Source organism: Brachybacterium sp. JB7, from assembly GCF_003335205.1.
Classification (GTDB): domain Bacteria; phylum Actinomycetota; class Actinomycetes; order Actinomycetales; family Dermabacteraceae; genus Brachybacterium; species Brachybacterium alimentarium.
On the sequence record NZ_QPGN01000001.1, the window covers coordinates 458,765 to 484,310 of the forward strand.

Below are 25,546 nucleotides of genomic sequence, written 5' to 3' on the forward strand. Positions count from 1 at the left end.
GCCACGGCTACTGTGGGCCCATGCAGATCTGGACCGGTCAGTCCTACCCCCTCGGTGCCACGTTCGACGGCTCCGGGACCAACTTCGCCCTGTTCTCGGAGGTCGCAGAACGCGTGGAGCTGTGCCTCCTCGCCGAGGACGGCACCGAACGGGCCGTGGAGATCACCGAGGTCGACGCGTACGTCTGGCACGTCTACGTGCCCTCCGTGCAGCCCGGACAGCGCTACGGGTACCGGATCCATGGTCCCTTCGACCCCGCTGCGGGGCATCGCTGCGACCCCTCGAAGCTGCTCCTGGACCCCTACGCGAAGGCGATCGCGGGGATGGCGAGCAACCACCGGTCGCTGTACAGCTACAGCTTCGAGGACCCGGAGCAGCGCCACGAGGAGGACTCGGCCGCGCACACCATGCACTCGGTGGTGGTCTCCCCGTTCTTCGACTGGGGCAACGACCATCCGCCGGCGCACGAGTACCACGACACCGTGATCTACGAGGCGCACGTCAAGGGTCTGACGATGCTGCATCCGGACATCGACGACGGCATCCGCGGGACCTACGTGGCCATGGGACATCCCGCGATCATCGACCATCTCAAGGAGCTCGGGGTCACGGCGGTCGAGCTGATGCCGGTCCACCAGTTCGTGCAGGACGGGCACCTCGTCGAGAAGGGGATGCGCAACTACTGGGGCTACAACACGATCGGCTTCTTCGCGCCGCACAACGAATACGCCTATGGCGGGGACACCGGGCAGCAGGTCCAGGAGTTCAAGCAGATGGTGAAGAACCTCCATGAGGCCGATATCGAGGTCATCCTCGATGTCGTCTACAACCACACCGCCGAGGGCAACCACATGGGCCCCACGCTCTGCTTCCGCGGGATCGACAACTCCTCGTACTACCGGCTCGTCGAGGAGGACAGGGCGCACTACTACGACACCACCGGCACCGGGAACTCGCTGCTCATGCGCACCCCGCACGTGCTGCAGCTGATCATGGACTCGCTGCGCTACTGGATCACCGAGATGCACGTGGACGGGTTCCGCTTCGATCTCGCCTCGACCCTCGCACGCGAGCTGCACGAGGTGGACCGGCTCTCCGCGTTCTTCGACATCATCCAGCAGGATCCGATCATCTCGCAGGTCAAGCTGATCGCCGAGCCCTGGGATCTCGGCGAGGGCGGCTACCAGGTGGGAGGCTTCCCGCCCCTGTGGTCGGAGTGGAACGGGCACTACCGCGACACCGTCCGCGACTTCCACCGCTCCGAGCCCGGCGTGCTCGGCGACTTCACCTCCCGTCTTGCCGGCAGCTCGGACCTCTACCAGCACACCGGCCGCACCCCGATCGCCTCGATCAACTTCGTCACCGCGCACGACGGCTTCACGATGCGTGACCTCGTCTCCTACAACGAACGCCACAACGAGGACAACGGGGAGGACGGCCGCGACGGCGAGAGCCACAACCGTTCCTGGAACTCCGGTGTCGAGGGCCCGAGCGAGGATCCCGAGGTGCGCGCCCTGCGCCTGCGCCGGGCCAAGAACCTCATGGCGACCCTGCTGGTGAGCCAGGGCGTGCCCATGATCCTGCACGGCGACGAGATGGGCCGCACCCAGGGAGGCAACAACAACACCTACTGCCAGGACAACGAGACCGCGTGGATGCACTGGGAGCTGGACACCGACCAGATGGACATGCTCTGGTTCACCCAGCAGATGATCGCCCTGCGCCAGAAGCACCCGATCTTCCGCCGACGCCGCTTCCTGCAGGGCGTGGTCCGTGAGGACGCCGGTTCCCCGCTCGCCGACGTGGAGTGGATCGGCACCGACGGCACTCTGATGACCGCGGAGGACTGGGAATCGGCCGAGAACAAGTGCCTGATCATGTTCCTCAACGGCTCCGCGATCCCCGAGCCCACGCTGCGCGGGGAACGCATCGTCGATGACTCCGCACTGCTGCTGTTCAACGCCTCCGGCAACGACGTCGAGTTCACGCTCCCTCCCGCCGACCACGGCGAGAGCTGGACCGTGACCCTCGGCACCGGGACCACCATGGAGCTCGGGGAGACCCTCACAGCCGGACAGTCGGTCACCCGCCCCTCGCACTCGCTGCTGGTCCTCCTGCGCCCGCCGATGTCCGACGACGAACCCGCCGGCGAGGACCACGAACCGACCACCCGCGCCTGACGCCGCGCCTCCGGCGGGAGGCACGACCGGCGCGAAGGAGAGCACCCCATGGCCATGCCTGATCCCACTGCTGCCCCGTCGGCCCGTCCCACGGCCTCTGGCCGCAACGGCGCCGGCTCGATGGCCCGCAGTGTCCCGACGTCGACGTACCGTCTGCAGCTGCACGCCGACTTCACCGCGGACGACGCTGCCGCCCTGGTCCCCTACCTGGCCCGGCTCGGGGTGGGCCACGTGTTCTGCTCCCCCGTCCTGCAGGCCGCACCGGGCTCGACCCACGGGTACGACGTCGTCGACCACACGCGCATCAGCAGGGAGATCGGCGGGGAGGACGCACTGCGCCGGCTCGCCGCGGCCGCCCACGACCACGGCATGGGTCTGATCGTCGACGTGGTGCCCAACCACATGGCGATTCCCACGCCCATCTGGCACAACCGTCCCCTGTGGTCCGTTCTGCGCGATGGTCCGGACTCCCCCTTCGCCGACTGGTTCGACATCGATCCGTCCTCCGCACGATCGATCCTCGTGCCGGTGCTCGGCCGGCCGATCGGCGCCGTCCTGGCCGACGAGGAGATCGAGATGGGGGTCGAGAAGATCCCTCAGGCCGACGGCACCACCGTCGAGGAGACCGTGGTGCGGTACTTCGATCACGTCCTCCCCGTCGCTGCCGGCACCCAGCATCTGGGACTTGCGGACCTGCTGAATCACCAGTGGTACCGCCTGGCCTATTGGAAGGTCTCCGACGACGAGCTGAATTACCGCAGGTTCTTCGACGTGGACACGCTCGCTGCGATCCGCGTCGAGCTCCCCCACGTCTTCGAGGCGACCCATGCCACCCTGCTGCGGCTGCAGGGGGAGGGCGTGATCGACGGCTATCGGATCGACCACCCCGACGGCCTCACCGATCCGCGCGGTTACCTGCGCGATCTCGAGCACGCCACCGCGGGGGCCTGGACCGTGGTGGAGAAGATCCTCGAGGGCGACGAGCACCTGCCCGGGGACTTCGCCTGCGCGGGGACCACCGGCTACGACGCCCTGCGGCGCGTGGGCGGCCTGTTCCATGATCCGCACGGGGCCCTCGGCCTGACCCATCTGTGGCAGCGGCGCACCGGTGATCTGCGGCCGTTCTCGGAGGTCGCCGCCGAGTCCACCGAGCAGATCGTCTCGACCAGCCTCTGGGCGGAGCTCGAGCGCCTGACCACCCTGATCCACCACATCTGCCAGGAGGACATCCGCCTGCGCGACACCACCCGGCGCAACATCCAGAAGGTGCTGCGCGCACTGCTGGGAGCGATGGACCGCTACCGCGCATACATCGTGCCCGGCGAACCGGCCCCGGGATCGGAGCGGGCCGTCATCGAGCAGGCCGCTGCCCGGGCCCGTGAGGCGCTCGGGGACGACGAGGACGTCGTCTCGACCATGGAGACCGTGGTGGCTCTGGTGTGCGGGGACGAAGTGGGCAGCGCGGGCCGTACGGCGAGCGCACAGCGCGCGGAGGTCATCGTGCGCTTCGCCCAGACCTGCGGCCCGGTGCACGCGAAAGGGCTCGAGGACACGGCCTTCTACCGGTACACGCGGTTCGTCGCGGTCAACGAGGTGGGCTCCGACCCGGAGCGGATCGGGGTCGAGCCCGACGACCTCCACGACCATGCGCTGGAGATTCGGCGCACCCACCCCGATGCCATGACCACCCTGTCCACCCATGACACCAAGCGCAGCGAGGACGTGCGTGCGCGCCTCGCCGTCCTCACCGAGCAGCCGCTGGAGTGGGCCGTGCTGGTGCAGGACCTCCAGCGCGTCACGGCGGTCTCGCGCGGAGACCGGGTCGACGGCGCGATGGAACTGCTGCTGTGGCAGATCCTGGCGTCGTGCTGGGAGCTGCCCGGCGCCGACTGCCCGCGGATCTCGGTGCAGCGACTGGAGGGGTATCTGCTCAAGGCCATGCGCGAGGCGAAGACCCACACCACCTGGACGGATCAGGACACCGAGTACGAGGAGCAGGTGCTCGAGCTGGGTCGGGCCGCTCTGCGGTCGGAGGAGGTGGCGCAGCTGCTCGGCGAGTGGACCCGTCGCACGCTACCGGCCCAGCGCACGGCCATCCTCGGACAGAAGCTGATCCAGCTGACGATGCCCGGGGTGCCGGACGTCTACCAGGGCAACGAGACCATCGACCTGTCGCTGGTGGACCCGGACAACCGTCGCCCTGTCGATCATGCCCGCCACGCGGAGCGTCTGTCCCGGATGCTCGAGGGCGCCGGTCCCGACGGCCTCGGGGACGAGAAGCTCTGGCTGACTCGCTGCGCGCTGGTGCTGCGCCGGGATCGTCCCGACCTGTTCCAGGGGCGCGAGGCCGACTATCGTCCTCTGCCCACGACCACGGGGCATGCCGTGGCGTTCGGACGTGCCGTGGGTGAGGGCGAGGTCGAGGCGGTCACCGTCGTCACCCGGCTGGCCCACGGTCTCGCCCAGCGCGGCGGATGGGCTGATGCTCGTGCTGCCCTGCCGGAGGGTCGCTGGTGTGACCTGCTCAGCGGGATCGAGGTCGAGGGAGGGATGGTGTCGCTCGACGAGCTGCTCACCACGTGGCCCGTCGCCCTGCTCGTCCGGCCGGAGGCTCTCGAGCGCTCCGGAGCCGAGGAGGACCACCGATGATCGACCCAGCGCGACGTCAGGAGCCGGACCGGTTCCCGAACCCGAACCCGAACCCGAACCCGAACCCGAACCCGAACCATGATTCCCGATTCGTCCGCGCGTACGACCGCTACGAGGTGTGGGCTCCCCTGGCCGGCTCCGTGACGGTCCGGATCGACGGGGTCGAGCAACCGATGCGGCCGGCTCCCGGCGGCTGGTTCGAACTGCCGGGTGTCCCGGCGGTGCCCGGCGCCCGATATGCGTTCCGGCTCGATGGGGGCGAGCCCTGGCTGCCCGATCCGCGGGCGCTGTCCCAGCCCGACGGAGTGCACGGTGAGAGCGAAGTCGTCGACCCGCGGGGGCTGCGCGAGCCGTCCACCTGGCAGGGGCGCAGCCTGCGCGGCGGCGTGATCTATGAGCTGCATATTGGCACCTTCACCCCGGGGCCGCACGGACGCGGAGGCACTTTCGACTCGGCGATCGACCGCCTCGACGAGCTCGTGGAGCTCGGCGTGGACGCGCTCGAGCTGATGCCGATCGCGACCTTCCCCGGGCACCGCGGCTGGGGGTACGACGGGGTCGGGCTGTACGCCACCCACGCCGACTACGGCGGCCCGGCGGGCCTGGCTCGCTTCGTCGCGGCGGCGCACGCGCGCGACCTCGCCGTCCTGCTCGACGTGGTCCACAACCACCTCGGCCCTTCCGGCAACTACCTCGGGAAGTTCGGCCCGTACTTCACCGATCAGCACCACACCCCGTGGGGCGAGGCGGTGAACCTCGACCAGCCCGGCTCCCGCGAGGTGCGCGACTTCCTGCTCGGCAGCGCACGGCTGTGGTTGGTCGATGTCGGCCTGGACGGTCTGCGGCTCGACGCCGTCCATGAGCTGCACGACGAGTCGTCCCCGCATCTGCTCGCCGAGTTCTCCGACGCCGTCGCCTCGTGGGAGGCCGAGACCGGTCGCCCCCTGACGCTGATCGCGGAGTCCGACCGCAACGACCCGCTCACCGTCACTCCCACGAGCGCGGGCGGACTGGGCATGGACATGCAGTGGGCCGACGACGTCCACCACGGCGTGCACGCCTGGATCACCGGCGAGCGGGGCGGCTATTACGAGGACTTCGGCTCGGCCGACGCGCTGGCCACGGTCCTCACGACCGTGTTCCTCCACGCCGGCACGTACTCCTCGTTCCGAGGCCGGGTCTGGGGCGCCCCCGTCGATCGGGACTCGCTCCGGTACGACGCGCACTCGTTCGTGACCTTCCTGCAGGACCACGACCAGGTGGGCAACCGTGCCACCGGCGACCGGATCCACCAGTCGCTGACCGTCCAGCAGCACGCGGCCGCGATCGCCCTGATCCTGCTGGGCCCGGGCACGCCGATGCTGTTCCAGGGCGAGGAATGGGCCGCCTCGGCCCCGTTCGCGTACTTCTCCGATCACGACGACGAGCTCGGCCCCCTGGTCAGTGCCGGACGCATCGAGGAGTTCGCCGCGATGGGGTGGGGCGACGCCGTGCCGGACCCGCAGTCCGTCGCCACCTTCGAGTCCTCGATCCTGCACCACGAGGAGCGGGAGATCGGCGATCACGCCCGCACCCTGGCCTGGTATCGGCAGCTGATCGGACTGCGCCGTACCCACGACGAGTTCACCGACCCGGATCTGCGCCGCACGAGTGTCGAGGTGCTCGCGGAGCAGTCCGTGCTGCTGCGGCGCGGCGGGCTGGGTGTGCTCGCCCATCGCGGCCCCGGCCCGCTCGCCGCGGGCCCTCCTGCCGACGGGATCCTCGCGGCCTTCGGCGACGCGTCCCTCTCCCCTGAGGGTCGGGTCCAGATGAGTGACGCCGGAGCGGCGGTCCTCCGTCTCCGCGCAGAATGAGACGAGCCGGCTGTCACCGGCTCCTCCGACCGGGGCCGCCGAGCAGCGCAGGGACGAGAATCGAGGAGAGGGAGCACATGAAGATCGTCATCACCGACCTGGACCAGGACCGCATCACGGAGGAGCAGGCCGTCGCCGACGCCGCCGGCATCGAGCTGGTCCTCGCACAGGCCCGCACCGAGGACGAGGTGATCGAGGCCGCCCGGGGCGCGGAGGCGCTGCTGGTGCAGTACGCGCCGATCACTCGTCGGGTGCTGGAGGCCCTGCCGGCGGTGCGGGCGGTCGGCAGGTACGGCGTCGGCGTCGACACCCTCGATGTCGAGGCGGCCACCGAGCTGGGCGTCGCGGTGAGCAATGTGCCCGACTACGGGACCGAGGATGTCTCCGATCACGCCATCGCACTGGCTGTGTCCCTGTCCCGCGGCGTCGTCGAACTGGACCGGAACCTCCGTGCGGGGACCACGTCCCTCACCCCGGTCAAGCCGCTGCACCGGATCCGCACCCGCACCTTGGGGGTGATCGGGCTGGGCCGCATCGGGGCGGCCACGGCCCGCAAGGCCCGCGCGCTCGGGTTCGCCGTGCACGGATACGACCCGATGCGCGAACCCGGCACCACCACGGAGGACGGCATCGCCGTGCGCACGCAGGACGAGGTCCTGGCAGGATCCGACGTGATCAGCCTCCACGTGCCCCTGACCGAGCAGACGCATCATCTGATCACCACCGGGACCCTCGCCCGGATGAGGCCGGGAGCGATGCTGGTGAACACCAGCCGGGGCGGTGTCGTGGACACGGCCGCCGTGGTCGAGGCGCTCCGGTCCGGCCACCTGCGCGGGGCGGGACTGGACGTGTTCGAGACCGAGCCGCTGCCGCAGGACAGCCCGCTGCGGGACTGCCCCACCGCCGTGCTCACCCCGCACGCCTCCTGGTACAGCGAGGAATCCGAGACGGAGCTCAAGCGCCGCGTGATCGAGAACGTGGTGGAGGTCCTCGCCGGGCGCACCCCGCGCAACATCCTCAATCCCGAGGTGCTGAACAGCTCGGGCGCCTGAGCGCGCGTCGTACCCTGCCGCCCGTCGGGCGGATCTCTCGTCCCCGAGACGCGGCCCCGAGGAGCGGCATCCGCGGTCGCGCCGAACGCGACCCGGTGTCAGAGCGCGGTGCCCTCGCGCTGATGGGCGCCCTGGGCGGCGCGGACGAGGTCCGCACCGATCGACCCCACCTCGTCGGCCGACCGGCCCGGGGCATAGAGGAACGATCCGATCCCGGCGCCGCCGGCGCCCGCGCGGATCCAGCTCGGGATCGTCTCGGTGGTGATGCCTCCGACGGGCAGGAACGAGGTGCCCTCGGGCACGACGGCGCTCCAGGCCTTCAGCAGGCTCTCGCCCAGGGCGTCGGCCGGGAAGATCTTCAGGTGCCGAGCTCCGGCGCGCAGCGCGGAGAACACGTCGGTCGCCGTCGCCACCCCGGGGTAGGGCGTCATTCCGAGCTCGAGGGAGCGCGCGATGATCTCGGGGTCCGTGTTCGGGGCGACCACCAGTTCGCCGCCGGCGTCGGCGACGCGCTGCACATCGGCGAGGTCCACGACGGTCCCGGCGCCGATGCGAGCGTCGCTCCCGAGCCGCTCGGAGAGGATCCGGATCGACTCGAAGGGCTGCGGGGAGTTCAGGGGGACTTCCAGATGGGCGATGCCCGCCCCGAGCAGGGCGTCACCGATGGCGGGCGCCTCCTGCGGGGTCAGTCCACGGAGGATCGCGATCAGGAGCGGCTGGTGAGAGGTCATGGGGTGATCCTTCCATGAGGGACGGGAGCGAGCGGACCGCGGCCGGTTCGGACACGCGCCGGGCCCGCGCCGGGCCCTATGAACGGCCGGGCACTCAGCGGGCGAGATAGCCTCCGTCGACGGGCAGCACGGTCCCGTGCACGTAGTCGGCGCCTCCGCTGCACAGGAACAGGACGGTCCCGGCGATGTCCTCGGCGCTCCCCCACCGACCGGCGGGGATCCGTCCGATGATCTCGCCATTGCGCTCCGGGTCCTCCCGCAGGGCGACATTGAGCTCCGTGGCGATGTAGCCCGGGGCGACCGCGTTGACGGCGACTCCCCTGCCGGCCCACTCGTTGGCGACGGACTTCGTGAACTGTGCGACCGCCCCCTTGGACGCCGCATAGGCGGAAGCCTTCACCCCGCCGAAGAACGAGAGCATCGAAGCGATGTTGACGATCCTCCCGTGCCCACGCTCGAGCATGGGGCGCCCGAACGCCTGGGTCAGATGCACCACGGCATCGAGGTTGATCGACATGACCTGGGAGAACTCGTCGCGGGGGAAGTCCTCGACGGTGTGGCGCAGATTGATGCCGGCGTTGTTGACGAGGATGTCGATCTCGTGATCGGCGAGCACCGCGTCCACCGCGTCGGCGCGGGCCGCCGGATCGGCGAGGTCCACGCTGAGGCACGTGTGGCCGGGGCCGAGCGAGTCGGTGCCGCGCTGCAGGCCGATCACCCTCGCCCCGGAGGCCAGGAGGAGCTCGGTCAGGGCGCGGCCGATGCCGCGGGTCGAACCGGTGACCACGGCGGTCGCGCCGGTGAGGTCGACGTCGAGGGTTCCGGGATAGGGCATCGGTCTCTCCTGGTGGGGAAGGGGAAGGGGACGGCGAATGGGCGAACGGCCGAACGGGCGAACGGGCTCAGTGGATGTGGGACCCGCCGTTCACGTCGAGGGTGACCCCGGTGAGGTATCCGCCGTCGCGGCCCAGCAGGAAGTGGATGGCTCCGGCGACGTCATCGACGGTGCCGACCCGGCCCACCGGGAGTTCTTGCAGCAGGACCTCCTTGCGCTCGTCGGTGAGACGGCCACCCATGATGTCCGTGTCGATGGATCCGGGAGCGACCGAGTTCGCCGTGATGCCGTACTCGCCCAGCTCGCGGGCCCAGGTCTTCGCGAAGCCCAGCAGCGCGGCCTTCGATCCGGAGTACGCGGCGCGCCCGTAGACGCCGCCTCCGCGCTCGGCGGACGCACTGGAGATGTTCACGATCCGCCCCAGGCTGTGGCGCCGGAAGATCTTCACCGCTTCCCGGGTCACGAAGAACGTGCCGTGGACGTTGACGTCGAACACCCGCTTCCACTCCTCGGTGCTGACCTCGGTGAATGGGGTGGGCGAGGAGATGCCGGCATTGTTGACGACGCCGACGAGCTGCGGCAGCTCCGCATCGACCCGGGCGAGGGCATCGATCACCTGCTGCTCGTTCGAGATATCGACTCCGAGGCCCAGCGCCGGAACGCCGTGGGTCTGCGAGAGCTCGTGGGCGAGCGCTTCGCAGGCCGCCTCGTCGAGGTCCATGACCGCCACGGCCCAGCCCTCCCGTGCCAGGCGGTGGGCGGTGGCGCGGCCGATCCCCCGCTCGGAGGCGGCTCCGGTGACGAGCGCGGCAGGCTGCCGGGGGAAGTCGGAGGCGGGGTACGGGGTCACGGCCATGGGATGCTCCTGATCAGATTCCGGGACGGCGGACGGCCGCCGTCGGCGGGGCAGGACGACGCCCCGCCGAAAATAAAATATGATCCTGAGTCTACGGTCCTGTCCCCCTGATTGTGAAGGAGCCCTCATGGTGCCCCCGCAGACGTCCGTGATCGGTCTGGGCCCGATGGGGCACCCGATCGCCGCCACCCTCCTGGCCGCCGGAGCCGCCCCGACCGTGTGGAACCGCACCGCGCACCGGGCTGACGATCTCGTGGAGGCCGGGGCCCATCGCGCACGCACTCCTGCTGAGGCCGCGGCCCCGGTGATCCTGTCCGTCCTGCCCGATGTGACCCAGCTGCGAGAGCTGCTGGACGAGGGCACGATCGCTGCGTGGGGGGCTGCCGGGGCCCGCCTGGTGATCATGTCGACCAGCGGGCCCGATCCGGTGCGGGAGCTCGCGCAGGACCTCGCCCCGCACGGCATCGGCGTCGTCGACGCCCCGGTCTCCGGCGGGGTCGCCGGGGCGCAGGCCGGGACCCTGTCGATCATGGTCGGCGGCGCCGAGCAGGACGTCGCGACCGTGCTGCCCGTCCTCGAGCTGATCGGGAGCACCATCCTGCATCTCGGGGAGCTGGGCAGCGGCTCGATCGCCAAGCTCTGCAATCAGATCGTCGTGGGAGGCACCCTCGCCGCGCTCGCCGAGGCCTTCGGACTGGCCCGACGCTCCGGCCTCGACGTGCAGCAGCTCATCACCCTCCTGGAGGGCGGCCTGGCCCGCAGCGAGGTGCTCACGCAGAAGAAGGACAAGCTCCTCGAGCGGGAGTACTCGCTCGGCGGGTCCGCCGACAATCAGGTCAAGGACCTCCGCTACGCGACCGACGCCTCCGCACGCGCCGGGCTTCCCACGCGCCTCCTGCCCGCACTGCTCTCCCTCTACACGGAGACCGTGGATCAGGGGAACGGCCAGCAGGATCACACGGTCGTCCAGGAGCTGTACCTGGCCGATCGGGACTGATCGGTCCCGCGTGCGCCCGTGAGCGAGGTCAGCGCAGCGTGCCGGCCGCGGCGGAGGGTCGCCGCACGCCGCTACGCGGCAGGCCCATCGCTCGCGCCCGGGCGCAGCGCACGGTCGGTCACCGCCCGGACGTGAGCCCTCATGGCCGTGCGTGCGGCCTCCGCATCGGCACGGCAGATCGCCTCGAGGACGCCGCGGTGCTCCTGCACGGAGATCTCCGAGTCGTCCACGCCGGCGTCACCGAAACGGCGGAACCGGAGGGTGTGGACCGGGATCCCCTCGAGCGCCGCGGCCAGGTAGGGGTTCCGGGCGGCGCGAGCGATCTCGGCGTGGAAGCTGCTGGAGTGCTCGAGATAGCCCTCGTACTCGTGGAACCGCGCGCCGACGCCCGCAGCGGCGGTGCTCTCGAGGGTTGCGGCGAGCGCCGCGCGCTCAGGTCCGGTCGCCCGTTGAGCAGCGAGCGCGGCGAGCTCCGGCTCCAGGAGCAGTCGGGCTTCCCCCATCGTCCGCACCTGGTCGTCGTCCGGCGGGCGGGTCACCACGAAGCCTCGCATCGGCAGGTACTCCACGAGCTTCTCGCCCGTCAGGAGGTTCAGCGCCTCCCGCACGGGCGTCGCGCTCATCGCGAGATCCCGCGAGAGCGCCCCGATCCTCAACGGCGTCCCCGGGGCGAGCGCGCCGTCCATGATGCGGGCGGCGAGCACGCGCCGCGCCTGCTCGGACCTGGTGCTGCGCACCGCATCGTCCCGGTCCGCCGGGGCGCTCACCCCTCGGCCTCCTGCGGAGTCCTCAGGAGCTTCGTGCCGTCATGGGCGAGCGAGGCGAGCCGGGACAGCGCTCGGTAGTACTTCTTGCGGTAGCCGCTGCGCAGGAGCTCGGCGGTGAACAGGTCCGAGAAGATCTCTGCTCCCTCCGGTGCTCCGCCCGTGGCCGCCTCGTGCGCGGCGGAGGCGTCCTGCTCGGACGTGCTCTCTCCCGCCTGCGCTGCCGCAGCGTCGTCACCGGAGGCGTCGCTGCGCGCGCGGGCGCTCCCCTCGCCGGGCGCGGCGGAGACCAGCACCGGGACCTCGCGGTCATAGAGACGGTCCACGAGCACGACGAACCGCAGGGCATCGTGATGCCGGGACAGGCCGTGCAGCGCGGTCACATGCGCGGTGGAGACCTCATCGATCATGCTCCCGTAGCGGGAGGGGTGCACGGTGGTCAGATGGGCCAGGAGATCATCGAACGCATCCAGCGTCGCCCCGTCCTGGGCGCGGGCGTGCTCACGCACCATGTCCTCGGGCAGCGAGAGGATCTCGGTGACGCCGTCGCGACGGCGGTAGTCCTCTCCGTCGATGCGCAGCACCTGGAACCGATCGGCCATGGCCTGGATCTCGCGCAGGAAGTCCTGCGCGGCGAAGCGGCCCTCGCCGAGCGCATCGGGAAGCGTGTTGGAGGTGGCGGCAACCGCGACCCCCCGATCGGAGAGCTCGCGGATCAGGCGGGTCATCAGCAGTGTGTCCCCGGGATCGTCGAGCTCGAACTCATCGATGCACACCAGCACCGACTCGCCCAGCAGCTCCACCGCGCGCTGGAAGCCGAGCGCGCCGACGAGATCCGTGTACTCCACGAACGTGCCGTACACGCGCTTGCCGTCGACCGCGTGGAAGAGGGAGGTGAGCAGGTGGGTCTTGCCCACGCCGAAGCCGCCGTCGAGATAGATGCCCTGGGACGCCTCGGGCCGTCGGCGCAGCTTCGCGAGGAACCCGCCCTTGGGCCGCCCCAGTCGCGCGGCGAACTCGCTCACGCGCTGCTTGGCCTCGTCTTGGGAGGGGTAGGTCGGATCGGGCACGTAGTTCTCCAGGCGCGCCCGGGCGAATCGCGGCGGCGGCACCAGATCCGCGAGCAGTCGCTCGAGGGTGGGTTCGGGCCGGCGGTCGCAGAGAGCATCGATCACGGCCGCCAGTGTATGTCCGTGGGCGCCTCGACTCTGCTCCGCCCGGTGCGCAGGTGAGGAATGATCGGGGTCATCAGGTTCCTGCGCCCTGCTCTGCGCTCCGCTCTCGACCCGGAGGTCCTCCATGCACCTGCTCTGCCGCGACGGCTCGCCGCTCCCCCAGCCCGAAGCGGTGACCTTCGGCGACGCGGGTGCCCTCGCGCTCGCCGACCTCTACGCGGTCCCTGCACCGCCCTCTGGCACCGTGCACGTGCGCGCCATGATGAACACCACCATCGACGGAGCCGTCCGCGGCGCCGACGGCTCCAGCGGACCCCTGCGCAATCCCGACGACTCCTTCGTCTTCGACGTGCTGCGCGCACTGACCGACGTGGTGCTCGTCGGCGCGGCGACCGTGCGCGCCGAGGACTACGGCGAGCTGGGTGGCCGTGAGGATCTGCTGAGTCCGTCCCGTCGACCCGGAGGGGCATCGCGACCGGCGCTGGCCATCTGGAGCATCAGCGGCGATCTCCCGCCGCTGTCGGCCGACCAGCCCACCTATCTGATCTCCCCGCGCGATTCGGCTGCGGCGGCAGGCCGACGGGCGGGTCTTCCCGCCTCGCAGGTCATCACCGCCGACACCCCCGCGGAAGCGCTCGAGGGGCTGGCCGCGCTCGGGATGAGGGCGGTACAGGCCGAGGGAGGCCCGACCGTGCTCGGACGCCTCGCCGCCGAGGGGCTGCTCGATGAGCTGTGCTTCTCGACAACGCATCGCACCGTCGGCGGAGACTCCTCCCGGGCCATCCACGCAGACGCGCACGATCAGCGCTGGGCGCTCTCGTCCCTGCTGCTGGGCGAGCACGCCACCATCACGCGCTACCGCCGGGTCGACGACGACCACCGGACCGTCTGATCGGAGTCGCCCCACAGCCGGGCTACGAGCTACGAGTTCCGGGCTACGAACTACGAACAGCAGGCGATCAGAGGCGCAGTCCGATCGAGTTCTCGCGGGCCGGGGCAGCGGGGTCCCGCACAGGGATCTCGAGGGCCGCAGCCTCGTCCTCGAGCCCGAGCAGACGCCCGAGATAGCCGGCGAGCAGACGCTCGTAGCGCACCGGGTCCCGGTTCCACTCCCGGGTGTGGGAGGCCCCCTCGAAGGGTTCGAACTCGACCAGGTCGGGACGCATCGCGGCGAGCAGCCGGCTCGGCCCGGGCGGGACGGTCGCATCGTCCAGAGCGTGGAAGAGCTGCGTGGGATGGATCAGATGCTCGGCGTAGTAGTCCGGCGTCATCTCATGCAGTGCCAGGGGCTCGTGCAGACGCACCAGACGCCGGCCCACCGGTGACGTCATCATCCACATCGCCAGGCTCCGCATCGGCTTCGGGGCCTTCAGGGCCGTCGCGTGGTAGATCAGGATGTCCTGCCAGTCCACCGCAGGGGAATCCAGCACCAGGCCCGCGATCCGTTCCCGGTGCGCCGAGCGCACCGACGTGCGCAGCGTGATCCCGCCTCCCATCGACCAGCCCATCAGCACGATGCGACGGGCACCGTGGTCGAGCGCGAACTCGATCGCCGCCTCGGTGTCCTCCCACTCGTCCGCACCCAGGTGGTACATGCGGTCCGCCGACGCCGGCGCGCCGGTGTCGTTGCGGTACGTGATGGCCAGGCTGGTCAGCCCGAGCCGGTGCAGCAGCGGGATCACGCGCAGCGCTTCGCCGCGGGTCCCGCCGTGACCGTGGATCAGGATCGCCCAGGTGCTCTCCTGGCCCGGCACGGATCCGGCATCGACGTCGGGCCGGACCACCCAGGCGGGCATCTGCCCCACGGGCGACTCGATCTCGATCTCCTCGGTCGCCAGGCCGTGCGCGGTGGCCGGGCTGCCGGCCCAGTAGAAGCCGTTGACCGCGGCCTTGTCGACCCTGAGCGGCTCGGCGGTGTCCACCGCGAGCAGAGGGCGCGAGACGGTCCTCGAGGTGGGAGTCCCCTGCACCGGGCCCAGTCGCACATGGGCGGTCCCGCCCGCCTGGCGCACCGCCAGATACCCGTCGCGCACCGACTCCGTGGAGCGGTCCAGGTGGACCCGGTCCTCGAAGACCGCCCGCACCGGGAGATCCGGCCGGTGGCGCATCCCGTGCAGGGGCACCAGCGGCAGCCGGGCCATGACCCGGGCGCCGACCGTGAGCAGGCCTGCGCTGAGCGTGAACATCGACACCGCCCCCACGGCGCCGACGACCGCCGCGCCTGCCCATCTGCCCTGCTCAGTGCGGGGTCCGGCATAGCGGGCCCGGCGTGGGAGAGAGGGTGTCGAGCGGGTCCGGAGCAGGTCGCACGTCATACCGCTCATCCTATGCACGCCGTAGGATCGAGACTGTGAACAGGCGTTCACCGACCGGCGCGGTCCGCCCGCGCCCCGCGAACGATCGCGGCCCCTCACGGGTGCCGCAGAGCGGAGGAATCCACGATGTCCACCGATCCCATCGGCGCACGTCCCTATCCCCTCACCATCAGCGACGAGCAGTGGCGCGAGCGCCTCTCGCCGGAGGAGTACCAGATCCTCCGACAGGGCGCCACGGAGCGCCCGGGCAGCGGTGAGTACGAGGAGGTGCGGCCCGCCGGCACCTACGCCTGCCGCGGCTGCGGCGCCGAGCTGTTCACTGCGAAGACCCAGTTCGACGCGCATTGCGGGTGGCCATCCTTCTACGCCCCGTCCGACTCCGACGCGGTCGAGCTGCTCGAGGACACGTCGATGGGCATGCGCCGCATCGAAGTGCGCTGTGCGTCGTGCGGATCCCATCTCGGCCACGTCTTCGAGGGCGAGGGCTTCGCCACCCCGACCGACGAGCGCTTCTGCATCAACTCCGTCAGCCTGGTCCACAGCGACGACGCCTGAGTGCCCGCGCACCTCGTGGCGTCGGTCTCATCGTCCGGCCGGACGATCCCGGCGCGCCTGTCCACGTCGGGGCCGGCGCGCCGTTAGTCTCCCAGCGTGCCTGTCCATCGACTCCGCTCCGGCGACGACGCCTTCCGTGCCGCCATCGAGGCCATGACCAGTGCGCCGCTCCGTCCGGAGTTCACGTGGCGCACCATTCCTGCACCGTCGAAGATGGCCCCCTCCACCTGGGCCTGCACCGGCGAGATCCTCGTGAAGGATGATGAGCTGGCCTCCGGGCGTCTGGTCATCCTGCACGACCCTGCGGGCCAGGAGTCCTGGGACGGCACGTACCGGATGGTGGCCCTCGTCCAGGCGCAGCTCGAGCCCGAGTTCGCGGTCGAGGCCTTGCTCGGAGACGTCGCCTGGTCCTGGGTGACCGAATCCCTCGAACTTCATGACGCGGATGCCCGGGAGCTCGGATGCACCGCGACCCGCGTCGTCTCCCAGTCCTACGGCGCCCTCGCCTCACGGCCCTCGACCGTGGACGTCGAGATGCGGATCTCCTGGACCCCCGAGGCCGAGGACGACGCCGCGAAGGCCCCGGACCTGGCACCGCATTTCGCCGCATGGACGGCGATGCTCGCAGCGGCCGGCGGGCTTCCCCCTGCTCCGCCCCGCATCGCACCGATCGCTCCCACCCACCACGCGCGGGCACCACGCCCCGAGGAAGTCGGTGACGCTCGGTGAGTGATGCCCCCTCCGTCTCCGATCTCACGGCCCCCCGGGACGGCTCCGTCCCCGTCATCGACCGGATCCAGCCGCTCCTGGCCTGGTGCGACGACGCCGAGTCCGCACCCGATGAGCCCGTGGCCGTGGACGCCGAGCGCGCCTCGAGCTTCCGCTACAGCTCACGCGCCTATCTGGTGCAGCTGCGGACCGAAGCGGCGGGCACCGCGCTGATCGATCCGCTCGCCTTCTCGATGCCGCAGACCCTGCTGACCCTGCTCGGCGAGCGTCAGTGGGTGCTCCACGCCGCCGGCCAGGACCTGCCGAGCCTCGGGGAACTGGGCATGCAGCCGGCGAGCCTGTTCGACACCGAGCTGGCCGCGCGGCTGCTGGGGATGGACCGCGTGGGCCTCGGCGCCGTCGTGGAGGACACCCTCGCGCTGCACCTCGCGAAGGAGCACTCCGCCGCCGACTGGTCCAAGCGCCCGCTCCCTGCCGGGTGGCTCACCTACGCCGCCCTCGACGTCGAGGTGCTGGTCGATGTGCGCGACGTCCTCGCCGAACGTCTGCGGGAGGCCGGCAAGCTCGAGTGGGCGTTGCAGGAGTTCGAGCACGAGCGCCTGCGCGATCACGGACCGACCCGCTCCTCGAGCTGGCGCGGCCTGCACGGTCTCGGCGGTCTGCGCACGCAGAAGCAGCTCGCGGCGGCCAGGGAGATGTGGATCCGACGCGACGAGATCGCCTCCGGGGACGATCTCTCCCCGCATCGGGTAATCAAGGACCGCGATCTGGTGGCCGCCGCGAAGGAGGCCCCGCGGGGCCGCGAGGCCTTCGACCGGGCACTGCCTGCGAAGCTCCGCAAGAAGGACATCTGGTGGCAGGCCGCGCGCTCCGGGATCGAGCTGCCCCAGGCGCACCTGCCCGAGCGCAACGAGCCCTCCTATCCCCCGCCGCACAAGCTCTGGTCCAAGAAGTATCCCGAGACGTGGGAGCGCTATCAGGTGGCGCGAGCCGCTGTCGGCGAACGTGCCGAGGACCTCGAGATGCCGCCGGAGAACCTCCTGCAGCCTGCGCTGCTGCGCCATTGGGTGTGGGAGCACGAGCAGGTGCCCGAGGAGTCTGTCGTGGAATCCGGTCTCCTCGCGCTCGGCGCCCGTCCCTGGCAGGTGGAGCAGGCCGCCCCGGTGATCCACCGGGCGCTGACCGAGCAGAGCTGACGCGGGACCGGCCCCGGCCGGATCAGGCGCTCAGGAGAGGTCCCGGCCCGGACGTGCCACGAACGGGGCATCGGCCGGCCGCAGTGCCTCCGCGTCACGTGCGGACCGCTGGGCCTGCAGTGCGAGCACGCCAACGACGGTCGTGGCGTTGGTCAGCCGCCCCTCGAGCACTCCGGCGACGGCGTCGGCCAGCGGGACCCAGCGGGTCTCGATCTCGGCCTCCTCGTCGGTGCGCTCGAAATCGACCTCCTCCGCACGGAGGGGGACGGCGCCGGTGGCGAGATAGATGCGGATGACCTCGTCGCTGCCGCCCGGACTGGGACGCAGGTCCACCAGCGTGCTCAGCGCCTCGGCACGGTGACCGGTCTCCTCGGCGAGCTCCCGCAGGGCGCCCCGCTGGGGCGGCTCGCCGTCGACGTCGAGCAGCCCAGCGGGGATCTCCCACATCGTGTGCCCGACGGGATGACGGTACTGGCGGATCAGCAGGATGCGGTCGTGATCGTCGACCGCCAGCACGGCGACGGCTCCCGGGTGACGCATGTACTCGCGGTCGAACCGCACGCCGGGGGCGAACTCGACCGTGTCACGCACGATGTCGAACACCATCCCGTGATGCACGGTCTCCCGTGCGCTGACGGGGCGTGCTCCCGGGAGGTCGGCGAGGGATTCGGGGCTGGTCATGTTCTCACTCCTGCTTTCTCACTCCTGCTCGGTGCTGCGTGGGCTCCGGGTGCTCTCGGCCTGCGGGGCGGGCTCACTCGCCTCGGAGCTTTCGTCCGGGCGGATGCTCCCGGTGGCGAGGCTGCTGTCGTCGCCGAGCGCAGGCGTCAGCTGGTCCACCTCGAGCAACCGGGTGGACCGCTGCACGGCGAGGGCCGCGCCGATCAGCCCGGCGAACAGCGGATGCGCTCGGGTGGGCCGGGACCTGAGCTCGGGGTGGGCCTGCGTGCCGATGTAGTAAGGGTGCACGTCCGCATCGAGCTCGACGAACTCGATCAGGGAACGCTCGTCCCCGAGCTCCGAGACTCCTGAGACCATCAGCCCCGCCGCCTCCAAGCGAGCGCGGTAGGCGTTGTTCACCTCGAAGCGATGCCGGTGCCGCTCGGCGACCTGCGTGCTGCCGTAGGTGCGAGCGGCGAGGGAGCCCGCGCGCAGAGCGTGCTGGTAGGAGCCCAGACGCATCGTCCCGCCGAGGTCGGCGACTCCAGCGACAGCATCCTCCTGCTCGGCCATCGTCGCGACGACCGGGTGCGCGGTCCCGGGCTCGAATTCGGTGGAGTGCGCGTCGGCCAGACCGAGCTCGTGGCGGGCGTATTCGATCACCATGGACTGCATGCCCAGGCACAGGCCGAGAGTGGGGATCCCGTGGCGGCGCGCATAGCTCAGGGCACCGACCTTGCCGTCGACCCCACGGATCCCGAATCCGCCGGGGACCACGACCGCCTCGACGTCGCCCAGCTGCGCGCGTGCCCCGTCCTCGGTGGAGCACAGGTCCGACTCGACCCAGCGGAGGTGCACCCGTGCACTGTGGTGGAAGCCGCCGGCTCGGAGTGCCTCGGTGACCGACAGATAGGCGTCGGGCAGATCGATGTACTTGCCCACCACGGCGACGGTGACCTCGTCGAGCGGATGGCGCACCCGTTCCAGGAGTGCCTCCCAGGGGCCCCAGTCCACATCGTGGCTGAGCAGGTCGAGCCGGCGGATCGCGTAGGCATCCAGGCCCTCGCCGTGCAGCACCAGCGGGATCTCGTAGATCGACGACGCATCGGCGCAGGACACCACGGCGTCCAGGTCGACGTCACAGGTGGAGGAGATCTTCGCCTTGACGGAGCTGGGCAGCTCCCGGTCCGAGCGCAGCACGATCGCATCCGGCTGGATGCCGATCGAGCGCAGAGCAGCCACGGAGTGCTGGGTCGGCTTGGTCTTGAGCTCCTGGGAGGGGCCGATGAACGGCACCAGGGAGACGTGCACGAAGAACACGCTGTCGCGGCCGATGTCCTGGCGCACCTGACGTGCGGCCTCCAGGAAGGGCTGGGACTCGATATCGCCGACGGTGCCGCCGATCTCCGTGATGATCACGTCGACGTCGTCACCGGCCCGCGAGCGCATCGACTCCTTGATCGCGTTCGTGATGTGCGGGATGACCTGCACGGTATCCCCCAGGTACTCACCGCGACGCTCCTTGGCGATCACGCCGGAGTAGACCTGGCCGGTGGTGATGTTCGCGTCCGCTCCCAGGCTCTCGTCCAGGAAGCGCTCGTAGTGGCCGATGTCGAGGTCCGTCTCGGCACCGTCATCGGTGACGAAGACCTCGCCGTGCTGGAACGGGTTCATGGTGCCCGGATCCACATTGAGGTACGGGTCGAGCTTCTGCATCGTCACCCGCAGGCCCCGGGACTTCAGGAGCATGCCGAGCGAGGAGGCGGTCAAACCCTTGCCCAGGCTGGAGACCACACCCCCGGTGACGAAGATGTGCTTGGTCACCCCGGGATTCCGGAAGGGCTTCGCCGAGCCGGCCTGCCCGATCCGAGGGAGAGGGCTGGTGCTGTTCCGGGAGCTGCTTGCGCTGGTATCTGCCACGGACCACCAGATTACCAGGACGATCCGTCGGGCAGAAGGATCTCGGTCAGCTGGGCGACGAGATCGCTCGCGCCCGGCAGCTCGCGTGCACGGCGCCGGGAGGCGCTCTCGGCGTGCGAGCGGAGCTGAGGATCGCGGTAGGCCCTGATCGCCGCGGCGAGCGCCCCCGGATCCCCCACGGGCACGAGGTGCGCGGCCTCGCCGGTGACCCAGCGGGTCCCGCCGGCGTCGGTCGCGATGATCGCCCGACCGGCGCGCAGCGCCTCCTGCAGCCAGACCGGCTGACCCTCCCAGCGCGCCGCGGAGACGACGAGGTCGGCCGCTTCGAGCAGTGCGGGGACGTCCTGGCGGCGCCCGAGCAGCTGGACGGGCAGATGCTCGGCACGGATCCGTGCGGACAGCTCGTCGTGCAGGGGGCCGTCACCGGCGATGCGGAGACGGACCGGGATCGGGGCGTGCGCCTTCAGGCCGGCTGCAGCGTCCAGGAGGTCGTGCAGTCCCTTCTGCGGGGCGAGTCGTGCGACGACCAGTATGTCGAGGACGTCGAGGGGTGCGTCGGCGGCACCGGGACGCCGACGCGCGCCCGCGGAGCGGGATCGTCGGCGCTCCCCCGCCGCACGTTCCTCGGCGCGGTCGGCGCGGTCGGCAGGGTCGGCAGGCTCGGCAGGCTCGGCGCGGTCGATGGGCTCGTCGCGCTGCGGTGCCGGGATCACCGCATGGCGCACATCGTCGGCGCCGGCACGTCGTGCGGCCTCGGCGAGGTCCGGGGAGACGGCGAGCACGGTGTCTGCACGTCGAGCGATGACGCGCAGCAGCGCAGCGCCGATCCTGCGCGTCGCCCGCGAGCCGATGGTGCGGTTGTGCAGGGTCACGGCGAGCAGCGCCGCCCCGTGACGGGGCATCGCGAGGGCGGCGAGAGCCCCGGCGCGCAGGCCGTGAGCATGGACGGCCACGGGGTCAGGGGCCGTGCGCATCGCCCGTCGCAGGGTGCGGACCGTGCGAAGGTCGGCGAGCAGGTGGGGACGTTCCTGGATCTGCACCGGCGCTTCGCGGATGTCGACGCCGGCCGCGGTCAGCTCCTTCAGCTCCTGATCGACGTGGGCCGCGAGGCCGCCGCTCGCGCGGGGGCGCACCAGGATCACGCTCATCTGTCCCCCTCCTCACGTCGCGGGAGGGCGACGCCGCCCGCGGGCCGGCCCACGGACCGTTCTTCGGGCCGGTCTGCGGCCTGGACTTCGGCCCGGCGCCCGATGTCGTCCTCACTGCGGCGCCCGGAACGTCGGCCCCGCCGGAACCGATTCAGGATCGACAGGCTGAACTGCGGATCCGCGGCCGCCATGACGGCACCGGCGAGCAGGGCTGCCACGGCACCGGAGGCGATGCCGGAGGCCACGGCGCCGATCTCGCTGGTGTCGGTGGTGACGAGCCATTTCCCCAGCAGCATGCCGGGGATGCCGCCCACCAGGAGTGCGATCGGGGTGAGGATCGCGGCCCGACGGACGCGCGGCAGGTCGCCGCTGGGTTCGAGGATGTCGGAGAGCCGCGCGAGTCCCACCAGTGCGGAGAGCGCCATGCCGATGGCGATCGTGATGCCGAAGGCGGTGGAGGCCTCGGCTGCGGATCGCGTGGGGCTGGGGATCACCAGCAGCAGGATCAGCACGGCGGAGATTCCCCAGCCGACCGAGCCCACCAGAAGGGCGTCGCGCGCTCGCAGCGCGGCCGACAGGATCCGCGTGCACTGGATGGCGACGGCGTAGCCGGCCAATCCGAGCGCGAGCGCGGCCGACGTGGAGCCGACGCCGGTCGCACCGGCCCGGTCGATCAGCCGGAAGAACTGCTCCAGGGCGGGGGACCCGGCGAACAGCATCGCGCCGCCGATCACGGCGACGACCATCACCGTGCGCACCGAGTCCGAGGCGACCCGGGCGAAACCGGTCATGTCCCCGACGAGCCGGAGCTCGGACAGGTGAGGGAACACCGCGGTGACCAGAGGGACCACGAGGACCGCATAGGGCAGCAGGTACAGCGCCTGGGCGTACTGGAACACGGGCAGTGTGCCGGTGCCGCCCGCTCGCATCGCAAGCAGCAGCACCAGGCCGAGCACCAGCTGCTGCGCACCGACGGCGCCGAGTCCTGCTCCGCCGAGTGCGAGGGCGCGACGCCCGTACTGCGGCGGCATGACCATCGTGGGGCGCGGGCGCAGGCCGGAGCGCAGGGCGGCGATCACCACGGGGAACGCCATGACCGCGACACCGGCGGTCGTGCCCCAGCCGAGCCAGCCGATCGCCGCTTCGCTGATGGTGGTGCTGGTCGCCACGGGCGGCACCAGCCACGAGTAGACGCGGTAGGAGATCATCACCACGAGGGAGGAGATCAGCGGCATCATCGCGGGCCACAGGAAGCGCTTCCGGGCCTGGAGGTACGCGGCCAGGACGACTGTGATCCCGTAGAGCGGCAGCTGCAGCGCGAAGATGCGCAGCAGGACGGCTCCGAGGTGGACGGTCCCGGCGACGGACTCCTCCGTGGACAGCAGGAGTCGGGCGAGAGGTTCCGCGAAGGCGATGACGATCGCGGCGAGCAGGGCGGTGCCCAGCAGCGTCCAGGTGAGCAGTGCGGAGACGATCTGATCGGCCCGTGCGGCGCCGTCCCTCCGGTCTCTCCGTCGGGGCAGTTCCTCCATGCCGGACGAACCCGCCCGCGGGGCGCGCGACGCGGGCACGGCAGCGCCGGCATCGTGAGCACGGGCCTCGGCGCCGTCGGCTGCGGGGTCGACAGGACCGGCGTCGGCAGAACCGGCGTCGGCAGGATCGAGGCCCGTCTCGTCCAGGACTGCGGTGTCGAGGTCGGAGGGGTCGTCCACGTCCGGCGCGTGCCGGGTGGAGTCCCGCTCGGGCACGAGGCCCGCGATGAGCGGGACCACGACCGCCGCGAGTGCGCCACCGGCGACGATCTCGAAGAGGACGTTGGGCAGGAGGTTCGCCGTGGAATAGGCGGTGCCGACGTCGCCGGCGCCCACGCTCGCCCCGAAGACGAGGTAACGCACGAATCCGGCGATGCGGGCGACCACCGTGATCACGAGGATCAGCCCTGCGCCCCGCAGCACGGCGCGACCGATGCCCGAGCCGGCGGGCCCCGGGCGGCGTCCGCTCTCGGCGGCGTCCGCCGCCACCGATCCGTCCCTGGACGGCCCCGCGTTCATCGGTCCTCCCCGGTCTCGGCCGGCGCACTGCGCCGTCCCCAGGCGTCGACGGTGCGCAGGGCCGGCGTGGAGTCGATGACGGCGCTGAAGGAGACTCTCTCGCTCGCCAGGGTGAGCGCCACGACGACGCTCAGCAGCGCGAGCCGAGCGGGCACGGACAGCGCGCGGGCTGCGGAGACGCCCACGGCAGCACCGAGGATGTTCGCCCCGGAGTCCCCGAGCATCCCGTGCTCGCGCAGATCGGCGGGAACTGCGAGCAGCCCGGGGATCAGAGCCGCGAGGGCGAGATCACGGGCGCTGCGGGAACGGGGGCCCGTCCCATCAGCGCCGACGGTGAGAGCAGCGGCGGCCGGCAGCGCGACCTTCAGGGCCCGGCCGGGGCGGAGGTCCAGCAGATTCGCGAGATTGGCGCACCCGGCAGCGAGGGCACCGTCGGCGAGCACCATGGCCCCGGAGCGTGGTGCGGGAGCGGCGGCCGCGCCGACCAGAGCCAGCACCGGGATCCCGAGCGCCTTGGCCGCGCCGGTCGTGAGCCGGCCTCGGCGCAGTGCGCCGAAGTGACCGCGAAGACCCTTGGAGACCGCGCGCCCGGCGCGGCGCTGATGCGGTTCGAGCACGTCATCGACGAGGCCGAGGGCCCCGATCCCGGCGAGGACCGCGCCGTCCGCGCGGCCGGGGCTGCGCAGGGCGAGCAGGCTGACACCGGCGACGACCGCAGCGCCTTCCCCGAGGCTCACGCTGCGGCCGGAGAAGTTGGTGCGGCGCAGTTCGGTGCGCAGGGCGGTGAGCAGCCCGTCGGGCGCGGAGGGCTGCGGCAGAGGCTGTGGGCTCATCCCTCTCCCCCGCCGTCGGACGCTCCGCCGCCGTCACCCGACTGGTCCTCGGTGGAGGCGTCCTCGACGCCCTGGGTCTCGGGCAGGGCCGGTAGGCGGTCCTCGGCGTCGGCCGTGGTGCCATAGGCGCCGCTGCCTCCGCGGGACTGCTCGATCAGCGCCAGCACCGACAGGACCGGCCCGTCGGCCTCCTGCAGCCGGTCCGTGGTGGAGAGCCCCTGGAAGTCGGCATCGCCCCGCACCGTCCGCAGGATGCCGGTGGAGGCATCGTTGTCCGGCGTCGCGGCCGAGACCACCGCAGGGACTCCCGTGTCGCTCAGGGTCGCGAGCAGGGAGGTCTGCGTCGCCTGGAGGCTCTGGGCGCGCTCGGCGGCGACCGTCTCGTCCTCGCCCTCGTCGGTGAACGACTCCGGGGCCGCGGCGGCGAACAGCACCGCGTCGACCTCGGCGGGCAGCTCGCCGTCGATGGTGACCAGCTGCTGCTCGGTCAGCGCCTGCCAGACCTGGGTGCGCAGCTCGGGCGAGAGCTCCTCGCTCGCGGACGGTGTCAGCAGCACGACGACCACCTGGGCCAGCTGCTCCGAATCGCTCAGGTCGTCGTCGAGCACGGAGGGCGCGACGGAGCGGATCTGCTCGATCGCATCGGTGCGCTGCTGCTCCTGGCCGGGCTCCCAGAGGTTCTTCTGCAGAGCGATCTTCACGCTGGAGGAGGCGCCGGCGTCCTCGAGCAGGGCGAGGAGTCGATCGGTGTCGGGTCGCGTCGAGGCGTCGTCCGTGAGGACGGCGACCTGCTTCCCGGCGAGGGTGCCGGAGACCAGCTCCGGGCCGACCTCGGAGACGAACGAGCCCAGCTGGTCGTTGCGCGTGGCGAGCTCGTCGGACTGCGTGCGCAGCTGGTCCTTCTCGGTGCGGAGCTGCTCGACCTGCCCGGCGAGCTGGTCGCCGAGGTTCTCGCGCAGAGGTCCGGCCCCGAGCACGATGCCCACGGCCAGAGCCAGGAACACGGAGATCAGGGAGACGAGATGATAGCGGAAATCGATCACGGGG

At 71.2% G+C, this 25,546-nt stretch carries 21 protein-coding genes; 9 read left to right on the top strand and 12 right to left on the bottom strand.

Annotated features, from left to right (window positions below; all coding sequences use genetic code 11):
- Nucleotides 1-20: 20 nt before the first annotated feature.
- The 4 genes from glgX (at nucleotide 21) to CIK81_RS02065 (ending at nucleotide 7,734) form a co-directional block, all read left to right on the top strand.
- Nucleotides 21-2,180, top strand: coding sequence for a glycogen debranching protein GlgX (gene glgX / locus CIK81_RS02050; RefSeq protein WP_114307255.1), 2,160 nt, complete (start codon nucleotides 21-23; stop codon nucleotides 2,178-2,180).
- 120 nt (nucleotides 2,181-2,300) lie between these two features.
- Nucleotides 2,301-4,829 (top strand): malto-oligosyltrehalose synthase, encoded by a 2,529-nt coding sequence (treY, locus tag CIK81_RS02055; RefSeq protein WP_158541888.1) that lies wholly within the window; start codon nucleotides 2,301-2,303, stop codon nucleotides 4,827-4,829.
- Nucleotides 4,826-6,682: a malto-oligosyltrehalose trehalohydrolase gene (gene treZ / locus CIK81_RS02060; protein ID WP_114355305.1), complete on the top strand. Its 1,857-nt coding sequence runs from the start codon at nucleotides 4,826-4,828 to the stop codon at nucleotides 6,680-6,682. The genes treY and treZ overlap by 4 nt, the downstream gene beginning before the upstream one ends.
- 77 nt (nucleotides 6,683-6,759) lie before the next feature.
- The gene (locus CIK81_RS02065; RefSeq protein ID WP_114305924.1) at nucleotides 6,760-7,734 is read left to right on the top strand and encodes a C-terminal binding protein; all 975 of its coding nucleotides are present in this window, start codon (nucleotides 6,760-6,762) and stop codon (nucleotides 7,732-7,734) included.
- 98 nt (nucleotides 7,735-7,832) lie between these two features.
- On the opposite strand, the gene CIK81_RS02070 is transcribed toward CIK81_RS02065, so the two are convergent.
- From CIK81_RS02070 to CIK81_RS02080, 3 genes are all read right to left on the bottom strand, one after another.
- Nucleotides 7,833-8,465 (bottom strand): 2-dehydro-3-deoxy-6-phosphogalactonate aldolase, encoded by a 633-nt coding sequence (locus tag CIK81_RS02070; protein WP_096164358.1) that lies wholly within the window; start codon nucleotides 8,463-8,465, stop codon nucleotides 7,833-7,835.
- A 94-nt stretch (nucleotides 8,466-8,559) separates the two neighbouring features.
- A complete protein-coding gene (locus tag CIK81_RS02075) occupies nucleotides 8,560-9,300 on the bottom strand; it encodes an SDR family oxidoreductase (RefSeq protein ID WP_096164357.1) in 741 nt (246 codons plus the stop codon).
- 67 nt (nucleotides 9,301-9,367) lie between these two features.
- Complete coding sequence (locus CIK81_RS02080; RefSeq protein ID WP_114355306.1) at nucleotides 9,368-10,156, bottom strand: SDR family NAD(P)-dependent oxidoreductase; 789 nt, start codon at nucleotides 10,154-10,156, stop codon at nucleotides 9,368-9,370.
- Nucleotides 10,157-10,283: 127 nt separating this feature from the next.
- Between CIK81_RS02080 and CIK81_RS02085 the strand changes: the two genes are divergently transcribed.
- On the top strand, nucleotides 10,284-11,153 hold the full coding sequence (locus tag CIK81_RS02085; protein WP_158541878.1) for an NAD(P)-dependent oxidoreductase: 870 nt from the start codon (nucleotides 10,284-10,286) through the stop codon (nucleotides 11,151-11,153).
- A gap of 71 nt (nucleotides 11,154-11,224) precedes the next feature.
- Here CIK81_RS02085 and CIK81_RS02090 read toward each other — a convergent pair whose 3' ends face one another.
- Both CIK81_RS02090 and zapE read right to left on the bottom strand, forming a co-directional pair.
- Complete coding sequence (locus CIK81_RS02090; RefSeq protein ID WP_096164354.1) at nucleotides 11,225-11,920, bottom strand: GntR family transcriptional regulator; 696 nt, start codon at nucleotides 11,918-11,920, stop codon at nucleotides 11,225-11,227.
- Entirely contained in the window at nucleotides 11,917-13,092 is a 1,176-nt protein-coding gene (zapE, locus tag CIK81_RS02095; protein WP_096164353.1) for a cell division protein ZapE, read from the bottom strand. The genes CIK81_RS02090 and zapE overlap by 4 nt, the downstream gene beginning before the upstream one ends.
- Before the next feature lie 124 nt (nucleotides 13,093-13,216).
- Here zapE and CIK81_RS02100 point away from each other — a divergent pair, with 124 nt between their 5' ends.
- On the top strand, nucleotides 13,217-13,984 hold the full coding sequence (locus CIK81_RS02100; RefSeq protein WP_096164352.1) for a dihydrofolate reductase family protein: 768 nt from the start codon (nucleotides 13,217-13,219) through the stop codon (nucleotides 13,982-13,984).
- Between the two features lie 67 nt (nucleotides 13,985-14,051).
- Here CIK81_RS02100 and CIK81_RS02105 read toward each other — a convergent pair whose 3' ends face one another.
- A complete protein-coding gene (locus CIK81_RS02105) occupies nucleotides 14,052-15,278 on the bottom strand; it encodes a S9 family peptidase (protein WP_241963881.1) in 1,227 nt (408 codons plus the stop codon).
- A gap of 255 nt (nucleotides 15,279-15,533) precedes the next feature.
- On the opposite strand from CIK81_RS02105, the gene msrB reads away from it, so the two are divergent.
- The 3 genes from msrB to CIK81_RS02120 all read left to right on the top strand — a co-directional run bounded on the left by msrB (nucleotide 15,534) and on the right by CIK81_RS02120 (nucleotide 17,887).
- The gene (gene msrB / locus CIK81_RS02110; protein WP_096164350.1) at nucleotides 15,534-15,962 is read left to right on the top strand and encodes a peptide-methionine (R)-S-oxide reductase MsrB; all 429 of its coding nucleotides are present in this window, start codon (nucleotides 15,534-15,536) and stop codon (nucleotides 15,960-15,962) included.
- 96 nt (nucleotides 15,963-16,058) lie between these two features.
- Nucleotides 16,059-16,691 carry a DUF3000 domain-containing protein gene (locus CIK81_RS02115; protein ID WP_114355307.1) on the top strand — a complete coding sequence of 211 codons (633 nt, stop codon included), beginning with the start codon at nucleotides 16,059-16,061 and terminating at the stop codon, nucleotides 16,689-16,691.
- Nucleotides 16,688-17,887: an HRDC domain-containing protein gene (locus CIK81_RS02120; protein ID WP_096164348.1), complete on the top strand. Its 1,200-nt coding sequence runs from the start codon at nucleotides 16,688-16,690 to the stop codon at nucleotides 17,885-17,887. The genes CIK81_RS02115 and CIK81_RS02120 overlap by 4 nt, the downstream gene beginning before the upstream one ends.
- Before the next feature lie 30 nt (nucleotides 17,888-17,917).
- On the opposite strand, the gene CIK81_RS02125 is transcribed toward CIK81_RS02120, so the two are convergent.
- From CIK81_RS02125 to CIK81_RS02150, 6 genes are all read right to left on the bottom strand, one after another.
- Nucleotides 17,918-18,568, bottom strand: coding sequence for an NUDIX hydrolase (locus tag CIK81_RS02125; protein WP_096164347.1), 651 nt, complete (start codon nucleotides 18,566-18,568; stop codon nucleotides 17,918-17,920).
- Nucleotides 18,569-18,586: 18 nt separating this feature from the next.
- A complete protein-coding gene (locus tag CIK81_RS02130) occupies nucleotides 18,587-20,413 on the bottom strand; it encodes a CTP synthase (RefSeq protein ID WP_275542205.1) in 1,827 nt (608 codons plus the stop codon).
- A 65-nt stretch (nucleotides 20,414-20,478) separates the two neighbouring features.
- Nucleotides 20,479-21,615 carry a glycosyltransferase gene (locus CIK81_RS02135; RefSeq protein ID WP_114355308.1) on the bottom strand — a complete coding sequence of 379 codons (1,137 nt, stop codon included), beginning with the start codon at nucleotides 21,613-21,615 and terminating at the stop codon, nucleotides 20,479-20,481.
- Nucleotides 21,612-23,666: a murein biosynthesis integral membrane protein MurJ gene (gene murJ, locus CIK81_RS02140; protein WP_096164344.1), complete on the bottom strand. Its 2,055-nt coding sequence runs from the start codon at nucleotides 23,664-23,666 to the stop codon at nucleotides 21,612-21,614. The genes CIK81_RS02135 and murJ overlap by 4 nt, the downstream gene beginning before the upstream one ends.
- Nucleotides 23,663-24,499, bottom strand: coding sequence for a hypothetical protein (locus tag CIK81_RS02145; protein ID WP_241963882.1), 837 nt, complete (start codon nucleotides 24,497-24,499; stop codon nucleotides 23,663-23,665). The genes murJ and CIK81_RS02145 overlap by 4 nt, the downstream gene beginning before the upstream one ends.
- Complete coding sequence (locus CIK81_RS02150; protein ID WP_096164343.1) at nucleotides 24,496-25,542, bottom strand: copper transporter; 1,047 nt, start codon at nucleotides 25,540-25,542, stop codon at nucleotides 24,496-24,498. The genes CIK81_RS02145 and CIK81_RS02150 overlap by 4 nt, the downstream gene beginning before the upstream one ends.
- Between the last annotated feature and the right edge of the window lie 4 nt (nucleotides 25,543-25,546).